This is a genomic window from Pseudomonas sp. LBUM1664, assembly GCF_059695895.1.
The window spans coordinates 5,416,747-5,437,769 of record NZ_CP166791.1 but is presented as its reverse complement, the minus strand read 5'-3'; the positions used below and the strand labels follow the sequence as shown (position 1 = coordinate 5,437,769).

At 59.3% G+C, this 21,023-nt stretch carries 18 protein-coding genes; 10 read left to right on the top strand and 8 right to left on the bottom strand.

Annotation, left to right across the window (positions count from 1 at the left end; all coding sequences use genetic code 11):
• Positions 1 to 24 precede the first annotated feature (24 nt).
• From ACA047_RS25385 to ACA047_RS25365, 5 genes are all read right to left on the bottom strand, one after another.
• Positions 25 to 2,880, bottom strand: a complete 2,856-nt coding sequence (locus tag ACA047_RS25385; RefSeq protein ID WP_497354080.1) for an FAD-binding and (Fe-S)-binding domain-containing protein — start codon at positions 2,878 to 2,880, stop codon at positions 25 to 27.
• Positions 2,877 to 3,548 (bottom strand): LutC/YkgG family protein, encoded by a 672-nt coding sequence (locus ACA047_RS25380; RefSeq protein WP_497354078.1) that lies wholly within the window; start codon positions 3,546 to 3,548, stop codon positions 2,877 to 2,879. Before ACA047_RS25380 ends, ACA047_RS25385 begins: the two co-directional genes overlap by 4 nt.
• Complete coding sequence (locus ACA047_RS25375) at positions 3,548 to 5,002, bottom strand: LutB/LldF family L-lactate oxidation iron-sulfur protein (protein WP_497354076.1); 1,455 nt, start codon at positions 5,000 to 5,002, stop codon at positions 3,548 to 3,550. Before ACA047_RS25375 ends, ACA047_RS25380 begins: the two co-directional genes overlap by 1 nt.
• Positions 4,999 to 5,823 (bottom strand): (Fe-S)-binding protein, encoded by an 825-nt coding sequence (locus tag ACA047_RS25370; RefSeq protein ID WP_497354074.1) that lies wholly within the window; start codon positions 5,821 to 5,823, stop codon positions 4,999 to 5,001. The genes ACA047_RS25375 and ACA047_RS25370 overlap by 4 nt, the downstream gene beginning before the upstream one ends.
• A 150-nt stretch (positions 5,824 to 5,973) precedes the next feature.
• Complete coding sequence (locus ACA047_RS25365; RefSeq protein WP_497354072.1) at positions 5,974 to 7,668, bottom strand: lactate permease LctP family transporter; 1,695 nt, start codon at positions 7,666 to 7,668, stop codon at positions 5,974 to 5,976.
• A 263-nt stretch (positions 7,669 to 7,931) separates the two neighbouring features.
• Here ACA047_RS25365 and ACA047_RS25360 point away from each other — a divergent pair, with 263 nt between their 5' ends.
• Positions 7,932 to 8,699 carry an FCD domain-containing protein gene (locus tag ACA047_RS25360; protein WP_497354070.1) on the top strand — a complete coding sequence of 256 codons (768 nt, stop codon included), beginning with the start codon at positions 7,932 to 7,934 and terminating at the stop codon, positions 8,697 to 8,699.
• Between the two features lie 168 nt (positions 8,700 to 8,867).
• Here the strand turns inward: ACA047_RS25360 and smpB are convergent, their stop codons facing one another.
• Complete coding sequence (gene smpB / locus ACA047_RS25355) at positions 8,868 to 9,350, bottom strand: SsrA-binding protein SmpB (protein WP_497354068.1); 483 nt, start codon at positions 9,348 to 9,350, stop codon at positions 8,868 to 8,870.
• 118 nt (positions 9,351 to 9,468) lie between these two features.
• Between smpB and ACA047_RS25350 the strand changes: the two genes are divergently transcribed.
• The 3 genes from ACA047_RS25350 to ACA047_RS25340 are packed head-to-tail and all read left to right on the top strand — an operon-like array spanning position 9,469 to position 11,622.
• Entirely contained in the window at positions 9,469 to 10,872 is a 1,404-nt protein-coding gene (locus ACA047_RS25350) for a sodium-dependent transporter (RefSeq protein ID WP_497354066.1), read from the top strand.
• A gap of 7 nt (positions 10,873 to 10,879) precedes the next feature.
• Entirely contained in the window at positions 10,880 to 11,323 is a 444-nt protein-coding gene (locus ACA047_RS25345) for a type II toxin-antitoxin system RatA family toxin (RefSeq protein WP_003177828.1), read from the top strand.
• Complete coding sequence (locus ACA047_RS25340; protein WP_497354064.1) at positions 11,320 to 11,622, top strand: RnfH family protein; 303 nt, start codon at positions 11,320 to 11,322, stop codon at positions 11,620 to 11,622. The genes ACA047_RS25345 and ACA047_RS25340 overlap by 4 nt, the downstream gene beginning before the upstream one ends.
• 59 nt (positions 11,623 to 11,681) lie before the next feature.
• Here ACA047_RS25340 and ACA047_RS25335 read toward each other — a convergent pair whose 3' ends face one another.
• Positions 11,682 to 12,209 carry an outer membrane protein assembly factor BamE gene (locus tag ACA047_RS25335; RefSeq protein ID WP_497354062.1) on the bottom strand — a complete coding sequence of 176 codons (528 nt, stop codon included), beginning with the start codon at positions 12,207 to 12,209 and terminating at the stop codon, positions 11,682 to 11,684.
• 97 nt (positions 12,210 to 12,306) lie between these two features.
• On the opposite strand from ACA047_RS25335, the gene fur reads away from it, so the two are divergent.
• Positions 12,307 to 12,711, top strand: coding sequence for a ferric iron uptake transcriptional regulator (fur, locus tag ACA047_RS25330; protein ID WP_497354060.1), 405 nt, complete (start codon positions 12,307 to 12,309; stop codon positions 12,709 to 12,711).
• A gap of 81 nt (positions 12,712 to 12,792) precedes the next feature.
• On the opposite strand, the gene recN is transcribed toward fur, so the two are convergent.
• The gene (gene recN / locus ACA047_RS25325) at positions 12,793 to 14,466 is read right to left on the bottom strand and encodes a DNA repair protein RecN (RefSeq protein WP_497354058.1); all 1,674 of its coding nucleotides are present in this window, start codon (positions 14,464 to 14,466) and stop codon (positions 12,793 to 12,795) included.
• A gap of 240 nt (positions 14,467 to 14,706) precedes the next feature.
• Between recN and grpE the strand changes: the two genes are divergently transcribed.
• From grpE to carA, 5 genes are all read left to right on the top strand, one after another.
• Positions 14,707 to 15,273, top strand: a complete 567-nt coding sequence (grpE, locus tag ACA047_RS25320) for a nucleotide exchange factor GrpE (RefSeq protein ID WP_497354056.1) — start codon at positions 14,707 to 14,709, stop codon at positions 15,271 to 15,273.
• A gap of 101 nt (positions 15,274 to 15,374) precedes the next feature.
• Positions 15,375 to 17,291 (top strand): molecular chaperone DnaK, encoded by a 1,917-nt coding sequence (gene dnaK, locus ACA047_RS25315; RefSeq protein ID WP_497354054.1) that lies wholly within the window; start codon positions 15,375 to 15,377, stop codon positions 17,289 to 17,291.
• Positions 17,292 to 17,666: 375 nt separating this feature from the next.
• Positions 17,667 to 18,791, top strand: coding sequence for a molecular chaperone DnaJ (dnaJ, locus tag ACA047_RS25310; RefSeq protein WP_497354052.1), 1,125 nt, complete (start codon positions 17,667 to 17,669; stop codon positions 18,789 to 18,791).
• Positions 18,792 to 18,800: 9 nt separating this feature from the next.
• On the top strand, positions 18,801 to 19,607 hold the full coding sequence (gene dapB, locus ACA047_RS25305; RefSeq protein WP_497354050.1) for a 4-hydroxy-tetrahydrodipicolinate reductase: 807 nt from the start codon (positions 18,801 to 18,803) through the stop codon (positions 19,605 to 19,607).
• Positions 19,608 to 19,862: 255 nt separating this feature from the next.
• Positions 19,863 to 20,999 (top strand): glutamine-hydrolyzing carbamoyl-phosphate synthase small subunit, encoded by a 1,137-nt coding sequence (gene carA / locus ACA047_RS25300; RefSeq protein WP_497354048.1) that lies wholly within the window; start codon positions 19,863 to 19,865, stop codon positions 20,997 to 20,999.
• Positions 21,000 to 21,023: the final 24 nt, after the last annotated feature.

The following is a 21,023-nucleotide window of genomic DNA, read 5'->3' as shown; positions in this document are numbered from 1 at the left end:
CTATTCAAGTGACTACAGTGAAACTCAGGAATTCGATTTTTCGTCGGGCGCTGTAGGAAACCCTTCAAGGTCGGCGGATTTGGGCCGAGTCACGCGATCCACCAGATACACCAGTGCGTGGTAGTTGATTTCGCCGTGGCGCGTCAGACCGATCTCGCACGTGCGGCTGGTGGAAATGCCCTCGCTGCAATACTGAACCGCCTCCTTGAGGGTTCGCAGTGAGTGGGCGTTGAGCTCTGGCGTGGTGAACCCCTTGTCGCCGGCAAACCCACAGCAATGGATGCCCTCTGGAATCACCACTTGCTTGCTGCATTTGCGCGCCAGGTCGATCAGTGCCTGGCTCTCACCCAGGTGCTGGGTGCTGCAAGTGACGTGCACCGCAATCGGTTCATCCTGCGGGGTGAATTCGAGACGTTCCATCAAATGCGTGCGGATGAAACGCACCGGATCGTACAGGTCCAGTCGAACATTCCCCAGGTCTTGCACCAGACGCAACGTACACGGGCTGGTGTCGCAGTAGATCGGATCAAGCCCGCCACGACTGGCGTGCAGCAGGGCGCCAATCAGCTCCTGGCGCTTGTGTTCGGCCTGTTCCGCGTAGCCTTTGGAAGCGAAGGGTTGGCCGCAGCAGAGGCTGTCCACGTTGTCCGGAAAGATGACCTGATAACCGGCTTTTTCCAGCAGCCGCTGAGTCTTTTCGTACAGCGACATTTGTTCTTTATCACCTGCCGCTGGGGCCATGGCTCGCGACACGCAGGCTGCCAGGTACACCACTCGCGGGCGTTCGTCCGATACGGCCGGGCTGAAGCGGATGGCTTTTTCCGGCTGCGGCATGGCGTTGTCCCACTGGGGAACCTGGCCCTTCGATAACCGGGTCAGGCTGGCTGACAAACGGGCCAGTCGCGGCGCCCCCAGCAGCATCCGCGCACCATTGGCGACGTGCAGTGTGAAGCGTGCGCCTTGTAGGGCGGTGGCGAAATTGCTCGCAAGCCAATCGGCGGTTTTCGTACGTGTTGCGGTACGGCTGCGGAGCTTTTTCACCAGCTCACCGGTATTGATGCCTACCGGGCAACGTTGCGCGCATAACCCGGTGGCGGCGCAGGTGTCGATGCCTTGGTATTGATAGGCCGTTTCCAGTTCCGAGGTGTCGATGCCCGCGCGCTTTTTCGCTTGGATGTCCCGCCAGATCACGATGCGTTGGCGCGGGCTCAAGGTCAGGTCCTTGGACGGGCAAACTGGCTCGCAAAAGCCGCACTCGATGCACTTGTCCACAATCTCGTCGGCCGCCGGCAGCGGTTTGAGGTGCTTGAGGTGGATCTGCGGATCCTCGCTGAGCACCACATCGGGATTGAGGATGCCGTTGGGATCGAGCAGGCGTTTGAGCTGCCACATCAACTGATAGGCGTCACTGCCCCATTCCAGTTCGACGAAGGGCGCCATGTTGCGCCCGGTGCCGTGTTCGGCCTTCAATGAGCCGCCGAATTCCACTGCGACCAATTGCGCCACGTCATCCATGAACGCCTGGTAGCGTGCGACTTCTTCGGCGCTGTTGAAGCCTTGGGTGAAGACGAAATGCAGATTGCCTTCCAGTGCGTGTCCGAAAAGGATGGCTTCGTCGTAGTGATGTTTGTCGAACAGTTCGACCAGGCGATTCACACCAATGGCCAGTTGTTCCACTGGAAAGGTCACGTCTTCGATGATGACCGTGGTTCCGGTTTTACGTACCGCGCCCACCGCCGGAAAGGTGTCTTTGCGAATGGCCCAGAGCCGGGCGTTTTCCAGTGGGTCTTCAGTGAAGTCGACCTGTTTTTCCACCGGAAAACTGGCCAGTGAGGCCATGATCTGAGCCAGTTGTTCGTGTAGCAAAGACGATGATGCGGCGCGGGATTCGATCAGCAAGGCGCAGGCATTTATCGACAGATGCTGTACGAAATCCGGCATGCCCGGTTTGTCCTGCACCGAGCGCAGACTGCGACGGTCCAGCAACTCCACCGCCGATACTGGCTGGCTTTTCAGTACGGTGACGGCGTTGCAGCAAGTTTCCACATCCGGGAACACGATCAGCGCCGAAGCCTTGTTCGGGTGGTCGATCACCGTGTTGTAGGTCACTGCGCTGATGAAACCCAGGGTGCCTTCGGAACCCACCAGCAGGTGGCTCAAGATATCCACAGGCTCGTCGAAGTCCACCAAGGCATTGAGTGACAGGCCGGTGGTATTTTTCAGACGGTATTTATGGCGAATTCGGGCAGCCAGTTCAGGGTTGGCGCGGGTCTCGCGGCCAAGTGTCGCCAAGCGTTCCAGCAACTCACCATGGCTTGTGCGAAAAGCCGCCACGCTGGCGTCGTCTTCGGTGTCGAGACGGCTGCCGTCAGCCAGTACCAGACGAATGCCGGCCAGGGTGTGATAAGTGTTTTGCGCTGTGCCGCAGCACATGCCGCTGGCATTGTTGGCGACGATGCCGCCGATTTTGCAGGCATTGATCGAGGCCGGATCAGGGCCAATCTTGCGCCCGAATGGCGCCAGCCAGGCATTGGCCTGGGCGCCGATTACGCCAGGCTGCAAACGGATCTGCGCGCCTTGGCCGCGAATTTCACGGCCGTTCCAGTTATCCCCTAGCACGATCAGCACCGAGTCGCTGATGGCTTGGCCGGACAGGCTGGTGCCGGCCGCGCGGAAAGTGACGGGCACATGGTCGCGCTGGGCCAGTTGCAGCAGTGCTACCACTTCGTCTTCGGTTTCGACGCGTATCACCCATTTCGGAATCAGCCGATAGAAACTGGCGTCGGTGCCGAAGGCCAACGTCGACAGCGGATCGTCGAAACGTCGCTTCTGCGGGATCAGCTGTTGTACGTCGCGCAGGAAAGGGGCCGGAAGGGTCATTGGTCCTCCAGGATCAGCACCACCAGATCCTTCGGGCCATGGGCGCCATAGGCGAGGACTTGCTCGATGTCGGCCGTTTTCGATGGACCCGACACCAGCAGGGCGTTGGTGGGCATGCCTTGGGCCCATTCGAATTCCTGTTGCACTTGGTAGAAGTTATCGCGGATTTCGCTGGCCTTGAGCAGGGCGAAATGCACCGGCGGTACCAGGCTCATCAACCGCGGTTCTTCCCGCGTCGGCCAGAGAATCAGGCTACCGGTCGCGGCGATGGCGCCGAGGGTCCCGGTCAGGCTGGCAGGGGTGTCGTTGAACAGTTCGGCCTTCCATTCCTCTACCGGCCGGTTGTAGGCCTTGAGGGTTGGCAGATCCGGATTGTTCGCCCAGAACCGTGTGATTTTTTGCCCGTGGGGCGTCGTCGGGGCGATGAGCAGGCTCGGCAGTTGACGGTCGAGCAGTAACTGCGCCAGCAGCGCCGGCCAACCTTCGCCGGACGAGAGATGGATTTCGGTGTGCACTGCTTCCATCAGCTTGCGCAGTTGCGCAATGCGTTCCTCGGGCGCGTAGCGGTAGGGTTGCGTCACCAGATCGACATCGAAGTTGTCAGCAACTGGCGTGGCGCCGGTCAGGCTTTTGCGCAGTTTTGCGAGGATATTTTCCTTGGCGCTCATCAGCGGTCTCCCTGCTGGTTCAGGTGTTCGCGGGCCAGGTCATGCAATGAGCGGGCGGCGGGTTTGGGGGCGCTGTGGTTCTGGGTCCATGGGCCAACGTTCTTGGGCGTCAGGGCGCGCAGGCGCGTGGCGAGGAAACCGAACAGCCGATACAGCCTGGGTGAACTGTTGAGCCAAGCCCAGGCATTCCAGATCAATCGTTCCTTGGGCGAATATTTGCTGCCCTGGCCGCGCATCACCTGATTAGGGCTGTCCGGCGCCTTGACGTTTTCTTCCCGGAGTCGTCGCAGCAAGGCCGGAATCGGAATCTTCACGGGGCACACTTCACCGCAGGCGCCGCACAGCGAAGAGGCGCTCGGGTGATCCGGCACTTTGGCCAGGCCCACCATGTGCGGCGTGATGATTTTTCCGATAGGCCCCGGGTACACCTCGCCGTAGGCATGACCACCGATTCTGGTATAGACCGGGCAATGATTCATACAGGCGCCGCAACGGATGCAGTTCAGGGTCTGGCGCAGTTCGCTGTCGGCAAACGCCTGGCTGCGACCATTGTCCAGCAGTACCAGGTGTACTTCCTGGGGGCCGTCCAGTTCGTCGGCCTTGCGCGGGCCCGAGATCATATTGACGTAGGTGGTGATCGGTTGGCCGAGGGCCGAGCGGGTCAGCAGCGAGAGCAGCGGCACGACGTCTCGCAGGTTCTCCACGACTTTTTCGATGCCGGTCACGGCGATGTGCACCGGCGGCACGGTGGTGGACATGCGCCCATTCCCCTCGTTTTCCACCAGCAGCAGCGTGCCGGTTTCGGCGACGGCGAAGTTGACGCCCGAGACGCCGACGTCGGCCTCGAAGAATTTCTGCCGCAACACCTTGCGACCGATCTGAATGAGTTGGTCAACGTCCTTGGTGTACTCCACGCCAAGTTTGTCGTGGAACAAGGACGCGACCTGACCGGCGTTCTTGTGGATCGCCGGCATAATGATGTGTGAAGGCTTCTCGTGATCGAGCTGGACGATGAACTCGCCCATGTCCGATTCCAGGCATTCAATGCCTTGAGCCGCGAGGACATGGTTCATTTCCATCTCTTCGCTGACCATCGATTTGCCCTTGATCACTTGCCGCGCCTCGTGAGCGCGGATGATCGAGAGGACGATGCCATTGGCTTCGTCCACCGTTTGCGCCCAGTGCACTTTCACACCGTTGCGCGTCAGGTTGCTTTCAAGTTGCTCGAGCAGGTCGGGCAACTTCGATAACGCACGGGCGCGGACGGCGTTGCCCAGCACTCGCAAGTGTTCTCTTTCGTGGGCATCGCTGAAGGACGTTGCCCGTTTGGTCATCAGTGAATCCATCGCACTGCGAAAGTTGTTTCGCAGTTGCGTGTCGTCCAGGGCCTTGTGGGCTCGGGCGCGAAAATCTTCCTGCACCGCTACGGTCGGGATCAGCGTCGGCGTGCTCATGCGACACCTCCGGTACGCTGCCAGAGGAAGCTCGCCAAATGCTGGCCGCGTAACGCCTCCTGCTGCTTTTCCAGTGCGCCGTTGATATTCATCAAGCAGCCGCAGTCGGCACTGACGACCTTGTGCGCACCGGACTCCTTCAGTGCGCGAGTCTTGTCGGCCACCATCGCGCCGGAAATATCCGGCATGCGAACGCTGAACGTCCCACCGAAACCACAGCATTCGCTTTCATGGCTGTGTTCGACGCGCTCCACGTTGTGCAACTGCGCCAACAACGCGCGGCCATGCAGGTGGGTATTCATTTCTCGCCGAGCCGAACAGGACGTGTGCAACGCGACCTTCACCGGCTCACCACTGTCGTTCAACTGCACCTTGCAGACAAACAACAGGAACTCGGCCAGTTCATAGGTCCGGGCAGCCAGGGCCTGGACCTGTTTGAGCGTGTCGGGCTCGTCCTTGAACAGGTCGGCATAATGCTCGCGCAGCATGCCGGCACAGGAGCCCGACGGCACGACCACCGGATAATCTGCAGCAAACAAGGCCAGTTGCGCCCGTGCCACCGTGCGTGCCTGCTCGGTGTACCCCGAGGTGTACGCCGGTTGCCCGCAGCAACTTTGCCCCTGTGGGTAGTCCACCCGAATCCCTTCGCGCTCCAGCAGATGAATCGCATCCATCCCGGCTTCGGGATAGAACAGGTCCACCACGCACGTTCCAAACAGGTAAACCCGTTGCGGTTTCTCGCTGGGGTACTGCCGAGGCTCGGGCAATGGCGGGGCGACACGGGTCGCATTCGGCACGGCGTTGTAAAAAAGCTCGCTCATCAGGCGTGTCTCCGGGTGGTCCCGGTTATCCGTCCGCTGAGGCTGCTGAATATAGAGAGGAAATCTTTCAGCAGCCTTGCAGACCCGGTGATCAATAGCAGACGCCGAATTGTGGTTCGGCGTCGGTTTTTTCAGTGTTACCTGTAGTACTTAATGCACCAGCATGCCGGTGAACCAGTAGGCCTGAGCCAACGTGATCAAGCCGACGATCGTTGCAAAGAATAGGCTGTGCTTCAGGGTGAAACGGAACAGATCCGATTCCTTGCCCACGAGCCCGGTCGCCGCGCAGGCCACAGCGATCGATTGCGGCGAAATCATTTTGCCGGTCACGCCACCGCTGGTATTCGCCGCGACGAGCAAGGTGTCGTTGACGCCGATCTGGTGCGCGGTGGTGGCTTGCAGCGAGCTGAACAGCGCGTTGGATGACGTATCGGAACCGGTCAGGAACACCCCCAGCCAACCCAGGAATGGCGAGAAGAACGGGAACGCCGCGCCCGTGCCGGCCAGCACCAGGGCCATGGTCGACGACATGCCCGAGAAGTTGGTGACGAAGGCGAATGCCAGGACCATGCCGATGGACAGGATCGGCCAGCGCAGCTCAAAAAGGGTTTCTTTGAAAGTGGTAAGACCAATTTTTAAGTTGATCTTCAGAATCAGCATGGAGATCAGTGCGGAGAAGAAAATCGCCGTGCCGGTGGCAGAAATCGGGTCAAGCTTGAACACGGCTGGAATGGCAGTGGGGTTGATCACGATCGGAGCGACCTTGATCACCATCTGATCCAGGTGCGGGATGGCGAAGTTGAACACCCAGCCGTACATCGAGCCGCCAGCGGCGAACATCGCCTTGAACGGTTTCAGGGTCCAGATCGTCACCAGCACGGTGAGGATCAGAAAGGGCGACCAGGCCTTGATAATTTCCCCAAGACTGTAGGGCGAAGCCACGGTGCTGCGAGGCTGGCCGAAACCGCCGACGCTGGCGGTGACGGTTGCACTGGAGGTGGCGCCTGCAATCTGAGCGCCCGCGGTACGCTTGGGCTGCCAGATTTTCAGAAACAGCGTCAGGGAAATCAGGCTGGCCAGGGCCGAAGTGATGTCCGGTAGTTCCGGGCCGATGAAATTGGAGGTGAAGTATTGGGTGATGGCGAAGCTCAAACCTGCCACCAGCGCCGCTGGCCAGGTTTCCCGCACGCCGCGCAGGCCGTCCATCATGAACACCAACCAGAACGGCACGAACAGCGACAGCAATGGCAACTGGCGACCGGTCATGGCGCCGATCTTGAACGCGTCGATCCCGGTGACCTGGCCGGCCACGATAATCGGAATGCCCAGCGCGCCGAACGCCACAGGGGCTGTGTTGGCGATCAGGCACAGGCCGGCGGCGTACAGAGGATTGAAGCCCAGGCCAACCAGCAGAGCGGCAGTAATGGCTACCGGCGCACCGAAACCGGCGGCACCTTCCAGAAATGCGCCGAAGCAAAAGCCAATCAGCAGCACTTGAAGGCGTTGGTCATCGGTAATCGACAGCACTGAGCTGCGGATCACCTCGAACTGGCCGCTCTTGACCGTCAGTTTGTAGAGAAACACCGCGGCGACGATGATCCAGGCGATGGGCCACAGGCCATACGCAAAGCCATAACCGGCGGCGGCGAAGGCCATGTCTGCTGGCATCTGGAATGCGAAAATCGCCACGGCAATCGCTAGGGCCAAGGTGATGCTGCCGGCCACGTGCCCTTTCAGGCGAAACACCGCCAGAGCCAGGAAGAAAAATACGATGGGAATAACGGCCGCGAGTGCGGACAAGCCGAGGCTGCCGAGCGGGCTGTAAAGCTGTTGCCAGGTTTGCATAGTGGGTGGGCCCCTAATTGTTGTTGGTCAGGCACTGGTTAGCGAATTTGGCTAATTGGTAATACCAATTTACAAATGCTGTTGGCTAGAGTAAAAGCCTTGGTTGTCGTGTGTCAATTTGCCGCCATGAAACTTTCGTCGAATAAGCGGTGCAGATAGCATCTGATCCGATGGTGAAAGTGGTTTTTGGTGGGTGTCGATGAGGCCCGAATGGGCCAGAATAGAGAGCCCGGCGAGCTGTCGGGATCGTGGAGAGTCGAGTTATGGGGTTTGATCAGATTCGTCAGCGCCGTTTGTCCGACGATATTGTCGAGCGGCTTGAAGGAATGATCCTTGAGGGCACGCTGAAGTCCGGCGAACGGCTGCCGGCCGAACGGGCCTTGGCCGAACAGTTCGGCGTGTCACGCCCTTCGTTGCGCGAGGCGATTCAAAAACTGGCGGCCAAGGGCTTGTTGGTCAGCCGCCAGGGTGGCGGCAATTATGTGGTGGAGTCGCTGGGCTCGACGTTCAGTGATCCGCTGTTGCAACTGCTGGAAAGCAACCCCGAAGCGCAACGTGACTTGTTGGAGTTCCGGCACACGCTGGAAGCTTCCTGTGCCTACTATGCGGCGCAGCGGGCCACGGATGTGGATCGCGAGCGGCTGACGGCGGCGTTCGAAGAGCTGCAGGATTGCTATTCACTCCACGACCAAGTGAGCCGGGCGGAAGAGGGCGCGGCGGATGCACAGTTCCATCTGGCGATCGCCGAGGCCAGTCATAACGCGGTACTGCTGCACACGATTCGTGGTTTGTTCGACCTGCTCAAGCGTAACGTGGTGACCAATATCGGCGGCATGTACAGGCAGCGCAGTGAAACCCGCGACATGCTGATCAGCCAGCACCGGGAGCTGTATCAAGCCATCATGGATGGGCACGCCGAGCAGGCACGGGAAGTTTCCAGCCGACATATTTTGTATGTGCAGGAGGTTTTGGAAGAGGTACGTCAGGAAGTGCAGCGTGTGGCGAGGGCGGAGCGGCGCAAGGGGATGTAGCCAGGGGGGGTTGTAGTGAATGCGGATTCTGTGGGAGCGAGCCTGCTCGCAAAACGGTGTGTCTGACACATCAATGTTTGATGTGACACCGTCATCGCGAGCAGGCTCGCTCCCACATTAGATCTTCGATGGTCACCGCATCTGCGGCAGACCCAGACCCAATGCAGGCTAGTCTTCCTTGCCCTTGTTACGCACCGCGCGCTGCAGCTCACGACCGGCGTCGCGCTCGCGTTCGGTGTCGCGCTTGTCGTATTCCTTCTTGCCCTTGCCCAGCGCAATCTCGCACTTGATCAAGTGCTTGCTCCAGTACAGCGACGTGCAGACGCAGGCGTAACCCTTCTGTTGGACGGCCGCGAAGAGTTTTTCCAGCTCGCGCTTGTTGAGCAGCAACTTGCGTGAACGCGTCGGGTCGGCAATTACGTGGGTGCTGGCGGTGGTCAGTGGCGTGATGTGACTGCCCAGCAGCCAGGCTTCGCCATCCTTGAGCAGCACATAACTGTCGACCAATTGCGCCTTGCCGGCACGCAGGCTCTTTACTTCCCAGCCGGCCAGGACCATGCCAGCCTCGAAACGGTGTTCGATGAAGTAATCGTGTCGCGCCTTTTTATTTTGCGCGATGGTCCCTGTGGGGTGTTTCTTCTGTTTAGCCATAGGGGCGGCATTATAGGCAGTTGCGTGCGTGTCGGCTACGGTGAAGCTGTGTGCTTGAGCACGTTGAGTGAATCCCGGACAATGCGGCCTCTTTTTCGGACGCTTGGGCGTGATCACGATGTCGACAGACAAGGTTTCTGTCCACGGCAGTTGGGCTAGCCGCTGGGTTTTCATACTCGCTGCGACCGGTTCGGCCGTGGGGCTGGGTAGTATCTGGAAATTTCCCTACATGGTTGGCGTCTACGGTGGCGGTGCCTTCGTATTGATGTTTCTGGTGTGCATCGCGCTCATCGGCGCACCGGTAATGCTGGCCGAAACCCTGATCGGCCGCCGCGCCCGGCAAAGCCCGGCCAATGCACTGAAGGTGCTGGCAGTAGAGGCGGGGCACTCGACCAAGTGGTCGTGGGGTGCGTTCGCCGGGATGATCACGGCGCTGCTGATCCTGTCTTTCTACAGTGTGGTCGGCGGCTGGTCGCTGGACTACATCATCGACATGGGGCGTGGGGATTTCCAAGGCGCGACGCCCGATCAGGTGGGTGCTTACTTCGGCAACGTGATCTCCGATCCCTGGAGACTGACACTTTGGCACACGATTTTTATGGTGCTCTCCGCGGTGGTGATTGCCCGAGGCGTGGTTGCGGGGCTTGAGCGCAGCCTGCGGATCATGATGCCGCTGCTGTTCGTGATGATTCTGGTGCTGCTGGGTTACAGCATGACCACCGGGCATTTCATGGAAGGCGTGCACTTCATGTTCGATTTCCAGCCGGAGAAAGTCATGGACGGTCTGTTGCCGGCCATGGGGCATGCGTTTTTTTCTCTGAGCGTGGGTGTCGGCTCGATCATGATCTACGGCGCTTACATGCCCAAGAACGCCTCCCTTACCCGGACCGTCTTCGGTGTTGCGCTGCTCGATACCTTCGTGTCGCTACTGGCCGGGGTGGCATTGTTTCCAATTGTGTTCGCAGCCGGCCTGAACCCCAGCGAGGGGCCAGGGCTGATGTTTGTCAGCCTGCCATTTGCCTTCGGCAGCATGGCGTTCGGTCAGGTGATGGGGGTAGTGTTTTTTGTTCTGGTGGCCATCGCTGCCTGGAGTTCGGCCATTTCCCTGCTGGAGCCCATGGTGGCTTATCTGGTTGAGCGGACCCGGCTCAGCCGCGCCTGGGTGACCTTCTGGTTGGCGTTTACCTGCTGGTTTGTGGGCCTGGGTACGGTGTTTTCTTTCAATATATGGAAGCAGGCGAAGTTTTTCGTGAACGAAGACGGGCTGTTCCATCTCTACCAATGGGGTGCAACCGGAGGGCTGGATTTCTTCGGCGTGATTGATTTCTTTACATCGCGGATCATGCTGCCACTGGGTGGTTTGTGTTTCGTGGTGTTTGCAGGGTGGATCATGGGGCGTGAAGCGGTACGTGATGAATTGTCGCTGCGCAGCCCCGTATTGTTCGCCTTGAGCCTGTTCTTGATGCGCTATGTGGCGCCCATCGGCATTCTTGTAGTGTTTGCCGCCCAGCTGTGGAAGTGACGCTTACATGACGACACATATTCAACGCTCGGCCTTGCTGCCCTATCCGGCGCAGGCGCTGTATGACTTGGTCAACGATGTGGCGAGTTACCCGCAATTCTTGCCTTGGTGTTCTTCCGCCGAGGTGCTGGAGAGCTCCGACACCCATATGCGCGCCAGCCTCAACATCGCCAAAGGTGGGTTGAGCCAGCGCTTCGTCACACGCAATACCCTGGTGCCGGGGCAGTCCATTGAAATGAACCTGGAAGAGGGGCCTTTCAACCAGCTCCACGGCGTCTGGGTGTTCAAGCCGTTGGGCGAGAAGGCCTGCAAAATCAGCCTCGATCTGTCGTTCGACTACGCAGGCCCATTGGTGCGAGCGACGTTGGGGCCGCTGTTCAATCAGGCGGCCAATACCCTGGTCGATGCGTTCTGCCAGCGTGCCAAGCAGAATGCAGAGCTCAAGCGTTGATTGAGGTAGAGGTGGTGTATGCCACTGTCGAGCGTCAGGTCTTGCTCACATGTGCAATACAGGAAGGCACGAGCGTTCGTGCTGCGCTGGTGGCATCGGGCATTGCTGATGAGTTTCCGGAGCTGGATCTGGCCGCATGCCCAATCGGAATTTTTGGCAAGGTGGTTGCCGATCCTGACCGTCAAGCCGTGCAGGCGGGTGATCGGCTTGAGATTTATCGGCCGTTGCAGGCCGATCCGAAAGAAATTCGTCGCCTGCGCGCAGCAAAGGCCGCTCAAGCACGTCAGCGCGATCAATAACCAGGCTTGAATCGCAGGCAATAAAAAACCCGGCATGCCGGGTTTTTTCATGTCGCGATTTATTGCGGCGTGGTATCCAGTGGTTCTGGGGTCGGGACGGGGACGGTCTCGACTTTGTCCACGTCCTTCTGGATCTGATCCAGCAGCGAACCTGGCTTGGCCGGTTTTTCCGGTTTCGGCTTTTCGGCGTTCTCGGTCGGGGTAGTGACTGTAGTGCCGTTGTCCTTGCCCATAATGGCTTCGTCGCGGCTCACGCCGGGCATGAAATCGCCCGAAAGGCTGACGAGTTGGTCATTGGGGCTGAAGATAACGCTGATGCGTTCCTGCTGGCGCTCACCGCCACCTGGTTGCAGGCTGTACAGGTAATCCCAGCGATCGGAGTGGAACGTGTCGGTCAGCAGAGGGTTGCCCATGATAAACCGTACTTGCCGTCGGGTCATTCCCGGGCGTAACTGGTCTATCATGTCCTGCGTGACGACATTGCCCTGTTGGATGTCGATTTTGTAAACCCCGGGGAATGAACAGCCGGCGAGTGCGAGCAGTCCCACAAAGGTGAAACTGGTTAGCAAGAGCTTGGTGTTTTGCATCGGTGGGCGACTTCCACTATCTTGGCTGGGACAACGTAAACGCCGATCATACCCGCATTAAGAGAAGCTGCGAAGCAGCATCGCGAGAAAGCTAACCATGGTTGAAAATAGCGAACTACGCAAGGCCGGCCTCAAAGTGACCCTGCCACGGGTCAAAATTCTACAAATGCTCGATTCCGCCGAGCAACGCCACATGAGTGCCGAAGACGTTTACAAGGCGCTTATGGAAGCTGGCGAGGACGTCGGTCTGGCCACGGTTTACCGTGTTCTGACTCAATTCGAGGCAGCGGGGCTTGTGGCCCGTCACAATTTCGATGGCGGTCATGCTGTCTTCGAATTGGCTGACGGCGAGCACCACGATCATATGGTGGATGTGGAAAGCCGTGAGGTCATCGAGTTCATCAGTCCGGAAATCGAAAAGCTGCAAAAGGCAATTGCTGAAGACCATGGTTTCGAGCTGATCGATCACCATCTCGTCTTGCATGTACGCAAGAGGAAGTAAGCACGTCGCGTGAGCGCTTAAGTAAGCTCCCAAAACGAAAGAAGGCGACCCTTGGGTCGCCTTCTTGCTGTGCGGCTTTTTTCAGATTTTTGCTGCGACGACCATTTTCTTCGCGTGGGCCAGGGATTCCTTGGTCAGGTCGATACCCCCCAGCATCCGCGCCACTTCTTCCACGCGCTCGTTTTTGTTGAGCTTGGAGACGGCGGTACGCGTGGCATCCTCGCCGCGAACCTTGTGCACAAATAAATGCTGGTGTCCTTGGGCGGCGACCTGGGGCAGGTGCGTGACGGTCAGAACCTGGCCTCGATCACCCAGCCGGCGCAGCAGCTGTCCGACAATTTCCGCTGTTGGGCCGCCAATGCCCACGTCCACTTCGTCGAATACCAACGTCGGCACGCGTGAGGTCTGCGCCGTGATGACCTGGATGGCCAGGCTGATTCGCGACAATTCCCCGCCAGACGCGACTTTTGCCAGCGCCTTGAGCGGTTGTCCTGGGTTGGCGCTGACCAGCAATTCCACCTGCTCCAGTCCGTTGGGCTGAAGTTCTTCCCCGGCGTTGGGGCGTAATTCGATGGTAAAGCGCCCACCCGGCATGCCCAGGCGCTGGATTTCCTGTTCCACGGCACTGGCCAGGCCGGTCGCGGCTTGCCGGCGCAGTTCGCTGAGTTCGTTGGCCTTTTCCTGATAGTGACGGGCATAGGAGGCCAGCTCGTCCCCCAGGCGCTCGATGGATTCATCGTTGGCGTTCAGGGTTTCCAGCTCCTCCAGCAAGCGTTGCTGGAGTTCAGCGACGTCGGTTGGCTGGACGCGGTGCTTGCGTGCCAGCGTATAAATAGTATCCAGGCGCTCTTCCAGGTACTGCAGGCGTGCCGGATCGGCGTCGAAATGATCCAGGAACCGGTTCAGTTCCCCGACGGCTTCTTCGACCTGGATCTGCGCACTCGTCAGCAGGTTAGTCGCTTCGCTCAGGGCGCCCACCGAATTGTTCACACTGGAGAGTCGGTTCAGGCTCGCCGTCAGTGCATTGAGCACGTTCCCCGAGTCGCTTTCGCTGCATTGCTCGACCACTTGTCGGCAGATGCCCAGCAGAGTTTCGGCATTGGTCAGGTTCTTGTGTTCCTGCTCCAGTTCCTCCAGTTCATTTTCACCGAGGGCCAGGTTCTCCAGTTCTTCGAGCTGATAGCTCAACAGCTGGTGGCGGGCGCGCTGTTCGTCGCCGGAGTTGGAGAGCCGGTCCAGTTCCTGTCGGGTCTGGCGCCAGCGCTGGGCGGCCAGTTGGACCTGGCGGGCCAGATCGGTTGCCCCGGCGTATTCATCAAGCAGGCGGCGATGGGTATCGGTCTTGAGCAGGGATTGGTGTTCATGCTGGCTGTGGATGTCGATCAGCAGTTCGCCCAGGGCCTTGAGATCACCCAAAGGGCAGGGCGTACCGTTGATGTAGCCCCGGGAGCGGCCTTCGGCGGTGATGACCCGGCGCAAGATGCACAGGCCGTCGTTGTCCAGATCGCGTTCGGCTAGCCAGGTGCCGGCCTCGGGGATATCGACCAGGTCGAAGGTCGCCAGGATGTCGGCTTTGTCCGCTCCGGGGCGCACCACGCCACTGTCGGCGCGGTCACCCAGCGTCAGGCCCAGGGCGTCGAGCATGATCGATTTGCCGGCACCGGTTTCACCGGTGATCACGCTCATGCCTCGATCGAGTTCGAGGTCGAGGTGTTCGACGATGGCGTAGTTGTGTACGGACAGGTGCACCAGCATAAGGCCGCTCCCAGGCTTTAGGTCTGGTTATTTATACAGTGTTTTGTTTCGCGCTGACAATGCCTTCGCTTAGCTCGATTTGCTTGGAGCGATGGGTTTCTTAGCGCTGCAGGGAATGGAATGCAGCTGTTTTCTGTAAGGTTAAATCGTCGGACGGCCCTTGAAGCTTAAAAACCCGGCCCCATATATCGGGGCAGAAGCGCGAGTCGAGCTCGCGGACGAAGTTGAAAGGAGAAATCTATGGCTGACGAACAGACGCAGGATACGCAAAATCTAGACGCCAATCAGGCTCCCCAGGATTCGGGTGAGGACTTGGCGGCACGTGTACAAGTGCTCGAGGAGCAACTGGCCGGTGCGCAGGATCAGGCGTTGCGTGTAGCCGCCGACCTGCAGAATGTCCGCCGTCGCGCTGAACAGGATGTAGAAAAGGCTCATAAATTCGCCCTGGAGCGTTTCGCAAGCGACCTGCTGCCGATCATCGACAGCCTGGAGCGCGGTCTGGAGCTGTCCAATCCGGACGACGAAAACATTCGTCCGATGCGTGAAGGCATCGAGCTGACCCTGAAAATGTTTCAGGACACCCTCAAGCGCTACCAGCTCGAAACCATTGATCCACACGGCGAACCCTTCAACGCCGAGCACCACCAGGCCATGGCGATGCAGGAAAGTGCAGACGTCGAGCCCAACAGCGTATTGAAGGTTTTCCAGAAGGGCTACCTGCTTAACGGTCGCCTGCTGCGTCCGGCCATGGTTGTGGTCAGCAAGACGCCGGCACCGGTTTCGCCTTCTATTGATGAGCAGGCTTGAAATCGCGCGCAATGACCCCATTTAGAAGTCAAGCGTTTAAGTGCTACCGCAGTTAGCCACCACTGCTGCGGCAACAAAATCCAAGTTTCGGGAGAGTTAACATGGGCAAGATTATCGGTATCGACCTGGGGACCACCAACTCGTGCGTCTCCGTGCTGGAAAACGGCAAGGCCAAAGTTATTGAAAACGCCGAAGGCGCGCGCACCACGCCGTCGATCATCGCGTACGCCAACGATGGCGAAATTCTGGTTGGCCAGTCGGCCAAGCGTCAGGCTGTGACCAATCCGCATAACACCCTCTACGCGGTGAAGCGTCTGATCGGTCGCAAGTTCGACGAAGAAGTCGTTCAGAAAGACATCAAGATGGTGCCTTACAAAATCGCCAAGGCTGACAACGGCGACGCATGGGTTGAAGTGAACGGCCAGAAAATGGCTCCGCCACAGATCTCGGCTGAAATCCTGAAGAAAATGAAGAAAACCGCCGAAGACTACCTCGGTGAGGCGGTGACTGAAGCGGTCATCACTGTTCCTGCGTATTTCAACGACAGCCAGCGTCAAGCGACCAAAGACGCCGGCCGCATCGCGGGCCTGGACGTAAAACGTATCATCAACGAACCGACCGCTGCCGCTCTGGCCTACGGTATGGACAAGGCCAAGGGCGATCACACTGTGATCGTTTATGACCTGGGTGGCGGTACCTTCGACGTATCCGTAATCGAGATCGCTGAAGTCGATGGTGAGCACCAGTTCGAAGTACTGGCCACCAACGGTGACACCTTCCTCGGTGGTGAAGACTTTGACATCCGCCTGATCGACTACCTCGTCGATGAGTTCAAGAAAGAAAGCGGCATGAACCTCAAGGGTGACCCGCTGGCCATGCAGCGCCTGAAAGAGGCCGCTGAGAAAGCCAAGATCGAACTGTCCTCGAGCCAGTCGACCGACGTGAACCTGCCGTACATCACCGCAGACGCCACCGGTCCGAAGCACTTGAACGTAAAAATCTCCCGCGCCAAGCTTGAAGCGCTGGTGGAAGACCTGGTTCAGCGCACCATCGAACCTTGCCGCATCGCGATGAAGGACGCTGGTATCGACGTTGGCGCGATCAACGACGTAATCCTGGTTGGCGGCCAGACTCGTATGCCGCTGGTTCAGAAGCTGGTGACCGATTTCTTCGGTAAAGAAGCGCGTAAAGATGTGAACCCGGACGAAGCCGTTGCCATGGGTGCTGCCATCCAGGGCGCCGTTCTGGCTGGTGATGTGAAGGACGTTCTGCTGCTCGACGTCAGCCCGCTGACCCTGGGTATCGAAACCATGGGTGGCGTGATGACTGCGCTGATCGAGAAAAACACCACGATTCCTACCAAGAAATCCCAGGTGTTCTCGACTGCCGACGACAACCAGGGCGCCGTGACCATCCACGTACTGCAAGGCGAGCGCAAGCAAGCTACCCAGAACAAATCCCTGGGCAAGTTCGACCTGGCCGAGATTCCACCGGCGCCACGTGGCGTGCCACAGATCGAAGTGACCTTCGACATCGACGCCAACGGCATCCTGCACGTCGGCGCGAAGGACAAGGCCACCGGCAAGACCCAGTCGATCGTGATCAAGGCCAACTCCGGTCTGTCCGAGGAAGAAATTCAGCAGATGGTTCGCGACGCTGAAGTCAACGCCGAGGAAGACCGCAAGTTCGAAGAGCTGGCCAGTGCCCGCAACCAGGGCGATGCTCTGGTGCACTCGACTCGCAAGATGGTCGCTGATGCTGGCGACAAAGTGACTGCTGAAGAGAAGACTGCCATCGAAGCGGCCGTGCTTGCCCTGGAAGCTGCCGTCAAAGGCGACGACAAGGCTGCCATCGATGCGAAAATCGAAGAGCTGTCCAAGGTCTCCGCGCCAGTGGCTCAGAAGATGTATGCCGAGCAGGCCCAGCCAGCTGAAGGCGCGGCTGCCCAAGGCGAATCGGCCGAAAAAGCCGACGACGTTGTCGACGCCGAGTTCGAAGAAGTGAAAGACCACAAGTAATCGCTTGTTGGTCGACCGGTTGACTGCACTTGTGCGGTGACTGGTAGGATGTCGCCGCGCGGGAGCTTGCTCCCGCGTTGGCGTGTCTGGAACCAGTGAATTTTTACAGCATGCGACAACGTTCGGATGCTGGCGGTGTGATCGGGAATGCTCCTGCTTTCCGAGCGACAGGCACTGCGTTTTGGCCGGGTACCTGGCTGAAAGAGGTGGGTTTGTACGAAAAGTCGCCGGGCGGCGATCAGGCACTTTTCGTACAAAGCCTAGACCAGGATCGTTGAATCGACGTGAGTTGGGTCCGGGCCTGTATTGGGGCTCAACGAGTTTGGCAAGGTTCAGGAGAGGTTTGCCGGACGTCCTATAAGAGTGCAAAGACTAATGGCAAAGCGTGACTATTACGAAGTATTGGGTGTCGAGCGGGGGGCCAGCGAGGCGGACCTGAAAAAGGCCTATCGTCGCCTGGCGATGAAGCACCACCCGGACCGTAATCCCGACGATAAAGCGTCTGAAGAGCTGTTCAAGGAAGCCAACGAGGCTTACGAAGTACTGTCCGATTCCAGCAAACGCACGGCTTACGACCAGTATGGCCATGCGGGCGTCGACCCAAGCATGGGTGGCGGCGGTGCCGGTTTTGGCGGCCAGAACTTCTCCGATATCTTCGGCGACGTGTTCAGCGATTTCTTCGGTGGCGGACGCGGCGGTGCCCGTGGTGGCGCTCAGCGTGGCAGTGACTTGCGCTATACGCTGGAGTTGAGCCTGGAAGAGGCGGTGCGCGGTACCACCGTTAATATCCGCGTGCCGACACTGGTCAATTGCAAGCCGTGCGATGGCTCGGGTGCCAAGAAGGGCTCTTCGCCCGTTACTTGCCCAACCTGTGGCGGCATCGGTCAGGTGCGCATGCAACAAGGCTTCTTCTCGGTGCAGCAGACCTGCCCGCGTTGCCATGGCCAGGGCAAGATCATTTCCGACCCGTGCGACTCCTGCCACGGCGAAGGGCGTGTTGAAGAATACAAGACACTGTCGGTGAAAGTGCCGTCCGGTGTCGATACTGGTGACCGCATCCGTCTGTCTGGCGAAGGCGAGGCGGGCGCCCAGGGCGGCCCAACCGGCGACCTGTACGTCGTTATCAACGTGCGCGAGCACGCGATTTTCCAGCGCGACGGCAAGCATCTGTTCTGCGAAGTGCCGATCAGTTTTGTCGATGCAGCCTTGGGTGGTGAGCTTGAGATCCCGACCCTCGACGGTCGCGTCAAGCTGAAAATTCCCGAGGGCACGCAAACCGGCAAGCAGTTCCGGATCCGCGGCAAAGGCGTTGCGCCGGTGCGTGGCGGCGGCGCCGGTGACCTGATGTGTCGGGTAGCGGTCGAGACTCCGGTCAATCTGAGCCGACGCCAGCGTGAATTGCTGGAGGAGTTCCGCAGCTCACTGGCGGACGACAACAGCCACTCCCCGAAAACCACCGGTTGGTTCGAAGGCGTGAAGCGCTTCTTCGGCGATCTGTAAGGAGGTCGCATGCGACGTATAGCTGTGATGGGTGCTGCGGGGCGCATGGGCAAGGCGTTGGTCGAGGCGGTGCAGCAACGCTCGCCGCTCTCCGGCCTGACCGCTGCCATCGTTCGGCCTGACAGTACGCTGGTCGGCGCTGATGCTGGTGAGCTGGCTTCGCTCGGGCGTATCGGCGTTCCGATGTCCGGTGGCCTGGAAAAGGTGCTCGATGAGTTCGATGTCCTGATCGACTTCACGCTGCCGGAAGTGATGCTGAAGAACCTCGCCATTTGTCGCAAGAACGGCAAGGCCATGGTCATCGGTACCACGGGGCTGGACGCAGCACAAAAACAGTTGCTGGCCGACGCTGGTAAAGACATCCCGATCGTGTTCGCGGCGAACTTCAGCGTGGGTGTGAACCTGTCGCTGAAGCTGCTGGACATGGCGGCCCGGGTCTTGGGTGATGATGCGGATATCGAAATCATCGAGGCGCATCACCGGCACAAGATCGACGCGCCTTCGGGAACGGCCTTGCGCATGGGTGAAGTGATCGCCGATGCGCTGGGTCGCGATCTGCAGAAAGTGGCCGTGTATGGGCGCCAGGGGCACACCGGTGCCCGTGAGCGCGACACCATCGGGTTTGCTACCGTGCGTGGTGGTGACGTGGTGGGCGATCACACGGTGCTGTTCGCCACTGAAGGCGAGCGCCTGGAGATCACTCACAAGGCTTCCAGCCGGATGACCTTCGCCAAGGGTGCGGTTCGCGCTGCGCTGTGGCTGGATGGTCGTGAGCCAGGTTTGTACGATATGCAGGACGTTCTCGACCTGCGTTGATGCCATTTGCAGTGGGGTTTAGGTTATACTGAGCCCCGTTTTGCACCGCTTCGCGACGTCCTGTCGCATTCCCCTGCCTTCAAGGCTCATTAGCGGTGGACCAAAAAAGCCTTTTTCTGTAAGCTACAGCTTTAGTGTGTCCACTAAAAGCGCGCAGAATAATTCAGTGAAGAAGCGGGGTGACGTGTCCATACGTCACTCCGCTTTTTTACAACCTGCGATCGCCCTTTCAGGCTTTATTTACGGGAGGTCTTCTTGACTAAGCCAGCCATACTCGCCCTTGCTGATGGCAGCATTTTTCGCGGCGAAGCCATTGGAGCCGACGGTCAGACCGTTGGTGAGGTGGTGTTTAACACCGCAATGACCGGCTATCAGGAAATTCTTACCGATCCTTCCTACGCCCAGCAAATTGTTACCCTGACTTACCCGCACATCGGCAACACCGGCACCACGCCGCAAGATGCTGAATCTGATCGTGTCTGGTCCGCCGGCCTGGTCATTCGTGATCTGCCGCTGGTAGCGAGCAACTGGCGTAACACGATGTCCCTGTCCGATTACCTGAAAGCCAACAATGTCGTGGCAATCGCGGGTATCGACACCCGTCGTCTGACCCGCATCCTTCGGGAAAAAGGCGCGCAGAACGGCTGCATCATGGCCGGTGACAACATTTGCGAAGAGGCGGCCATCGCCGCTGCCCAGGGCTTCCCGGGCCTCAAAGGCATGGATCTGGCGAAAGTCGTCAGCACCAAGAAGCAGTACGAGTGGCGCTCTACGGTCTGGGACCTGAAAACCGATAGCCACGCGACTATCGAAGCCTCCGAGTTGCCGTACCACGTGGTTGCGTACGACTACGGCGTCAAGCTGAACATCCTGCGCATGTTGGTAGAGCGTGGTTGCCGCGTGACCGTGGTGCCGGCGCAAACCCCTGCGGCAGATGTCCTGGCCCTCAACCCTGACGGCGTGTTCCTGTCCAACGGCCCTGGCGACCCCGAGCCTTGTGACTACGCGATCCAGGCGATCAAAGACGTGCTGGAAACCGAGATCCCGGTATTCGGCATCTGCCTCGGCCACCAGTTGCTGGCCCTCGCCTCGGGCGCCAAGACCTTGAAAATGGGCCACGGCCACCACGGTGCCAACCACCCGGTTCAGGACCTGGATACCGGCGTTGTGATGATCACCAGCCAGAACCACGGTTTCGCGGTCGACGAAGCGACCCTGCCAGCCAACGTTCGTGCAATCCACAAATCGCTGTTCGACGGCACGCTGCAAGGTATCGAGCGTACCGACAAGAGCGCGTTCAGCTTCCAGGGCCACCCTGAAGCCAGCCCGGGCCCGAACGACGTGGCACCGCTGTTCGATCGCTTCATCAATGAGATGGCCAAGCGACGCTGACCGCGTGAAGCCCGAGGGCGGCCC

Excerpts from the sequence above, each read along its gene's own strand:
- dnaJ (WP_497354052.1), top strand. The coding sequence starts at position 17,667 with ATGGCAAAGCGTGACTATTACGAAGTATTGGGTGTCGAGCGGGGGGCC.
- grpE (WP_497354056.1), top strand. The coding sequence starts at position 14,707 with ATGGCTGACGAACAGACGCAGGATACGCAAAATCTAGACGCCAATCAG.
- dapB (WP_497354050.1), top strand. The coding sequence starts at position 18,801 with ATGCGACGTATAGCTGTGATGGGTGCTGCGGGGCGCATGGGCAAGGCG.
- ACA047_RS25380 (WP_497354078.1), bottom strand. The coding sequence starts at position 3,548 with ATGAGCGCCAAGGAAAATATCCTCGCAAAACTGCGCAAAAGCCTGACC.
- ACA047_RS25345 (WP_003177828.1), top strand. The coding sequence starts at position 10,880 with ATGACGACACATATTCAACGCTCGGCCTTGCTGCCCTATCCGGCGCAG.
- ACA047_RS25360 (WP_497354070.1), top strand. The coding sequence starts at position 7,932 with ATGGGGTTTGATCAGATTCGTCAGCGCCGTTTGTCCGACGATATTGTC.
- ACA047_RS25375 (WP_497354076.1), bottom strand. The coding sequence starts at position 5,002 with ATGAGCACGCCGACGCTGATCCCGACCGTAGCGGTGCAGGAAGATTTT.
- ACA047_RS25350 (WP_497354066.1), top strand. The coding sequence starts at position 9,469 with ATGTCGACAGACAAGGTTTCTGTCCACGGCAGTTGGGCTAGCCGCTGG.
- ACA047_RS25385 (WP_497354080.1), bottom strand. The coding sequence starts at position 2,880 with ATGACCCTTCCGGCCCCTTTCCTGCGCGACGTACAACAGCTGATCCCG.
- smpB (WP_497354068.1), bottom strand. The coding sequence starts at position 9,350 with ATGGCTAAACAGAAGAAACACCCCACAGGGACCATCGCGCAAAATAAA.
- dnaK (WP_497354054.1), top strand. The coding sequence starts at position 15,375 with ATGGGCAAGATTATCGGTATCGACCTGGGGACCACCAACTCGTGCGTC.
- recN (WP_497354058.1), bottom strand. The coding sequence starts at position 14,466 with ATGCTGGTGCACCTGTCCGTACACAACTACGCCATCGTCGAACACCTC.
- fur (WP_497354060.1), top strand. The coding sequence starts at position 12,307 with ATGGTTGAAAATAGCGAACTACGCAAGGCCGGCCTCAAAGTGACCCTG.
- ACA047_RS25370 (WP_497354074.1), bottom strand. The coding sequence starts at position 5,823 with ATGAGCGAGCTTTTTTACAACGCCGTGCCGAATGCGACCCGTGTCGCC.
- ACA047_RS25365 (WP_497354072.1), bottom strand. The coding sequence starts at position 7,668 with ATGCAAACCTGGCAACAGCTTTACAGCCCGCTCGGCAGCCTCGGCTTG.
- ACA047_RS25335 (WP_497354062.1), bottom strand. The coding sequence starts at position 12,209 with ATGCAAAACACCAAGCTCTTGCTAACCAGTTTCACCTTTGTGGGACTG.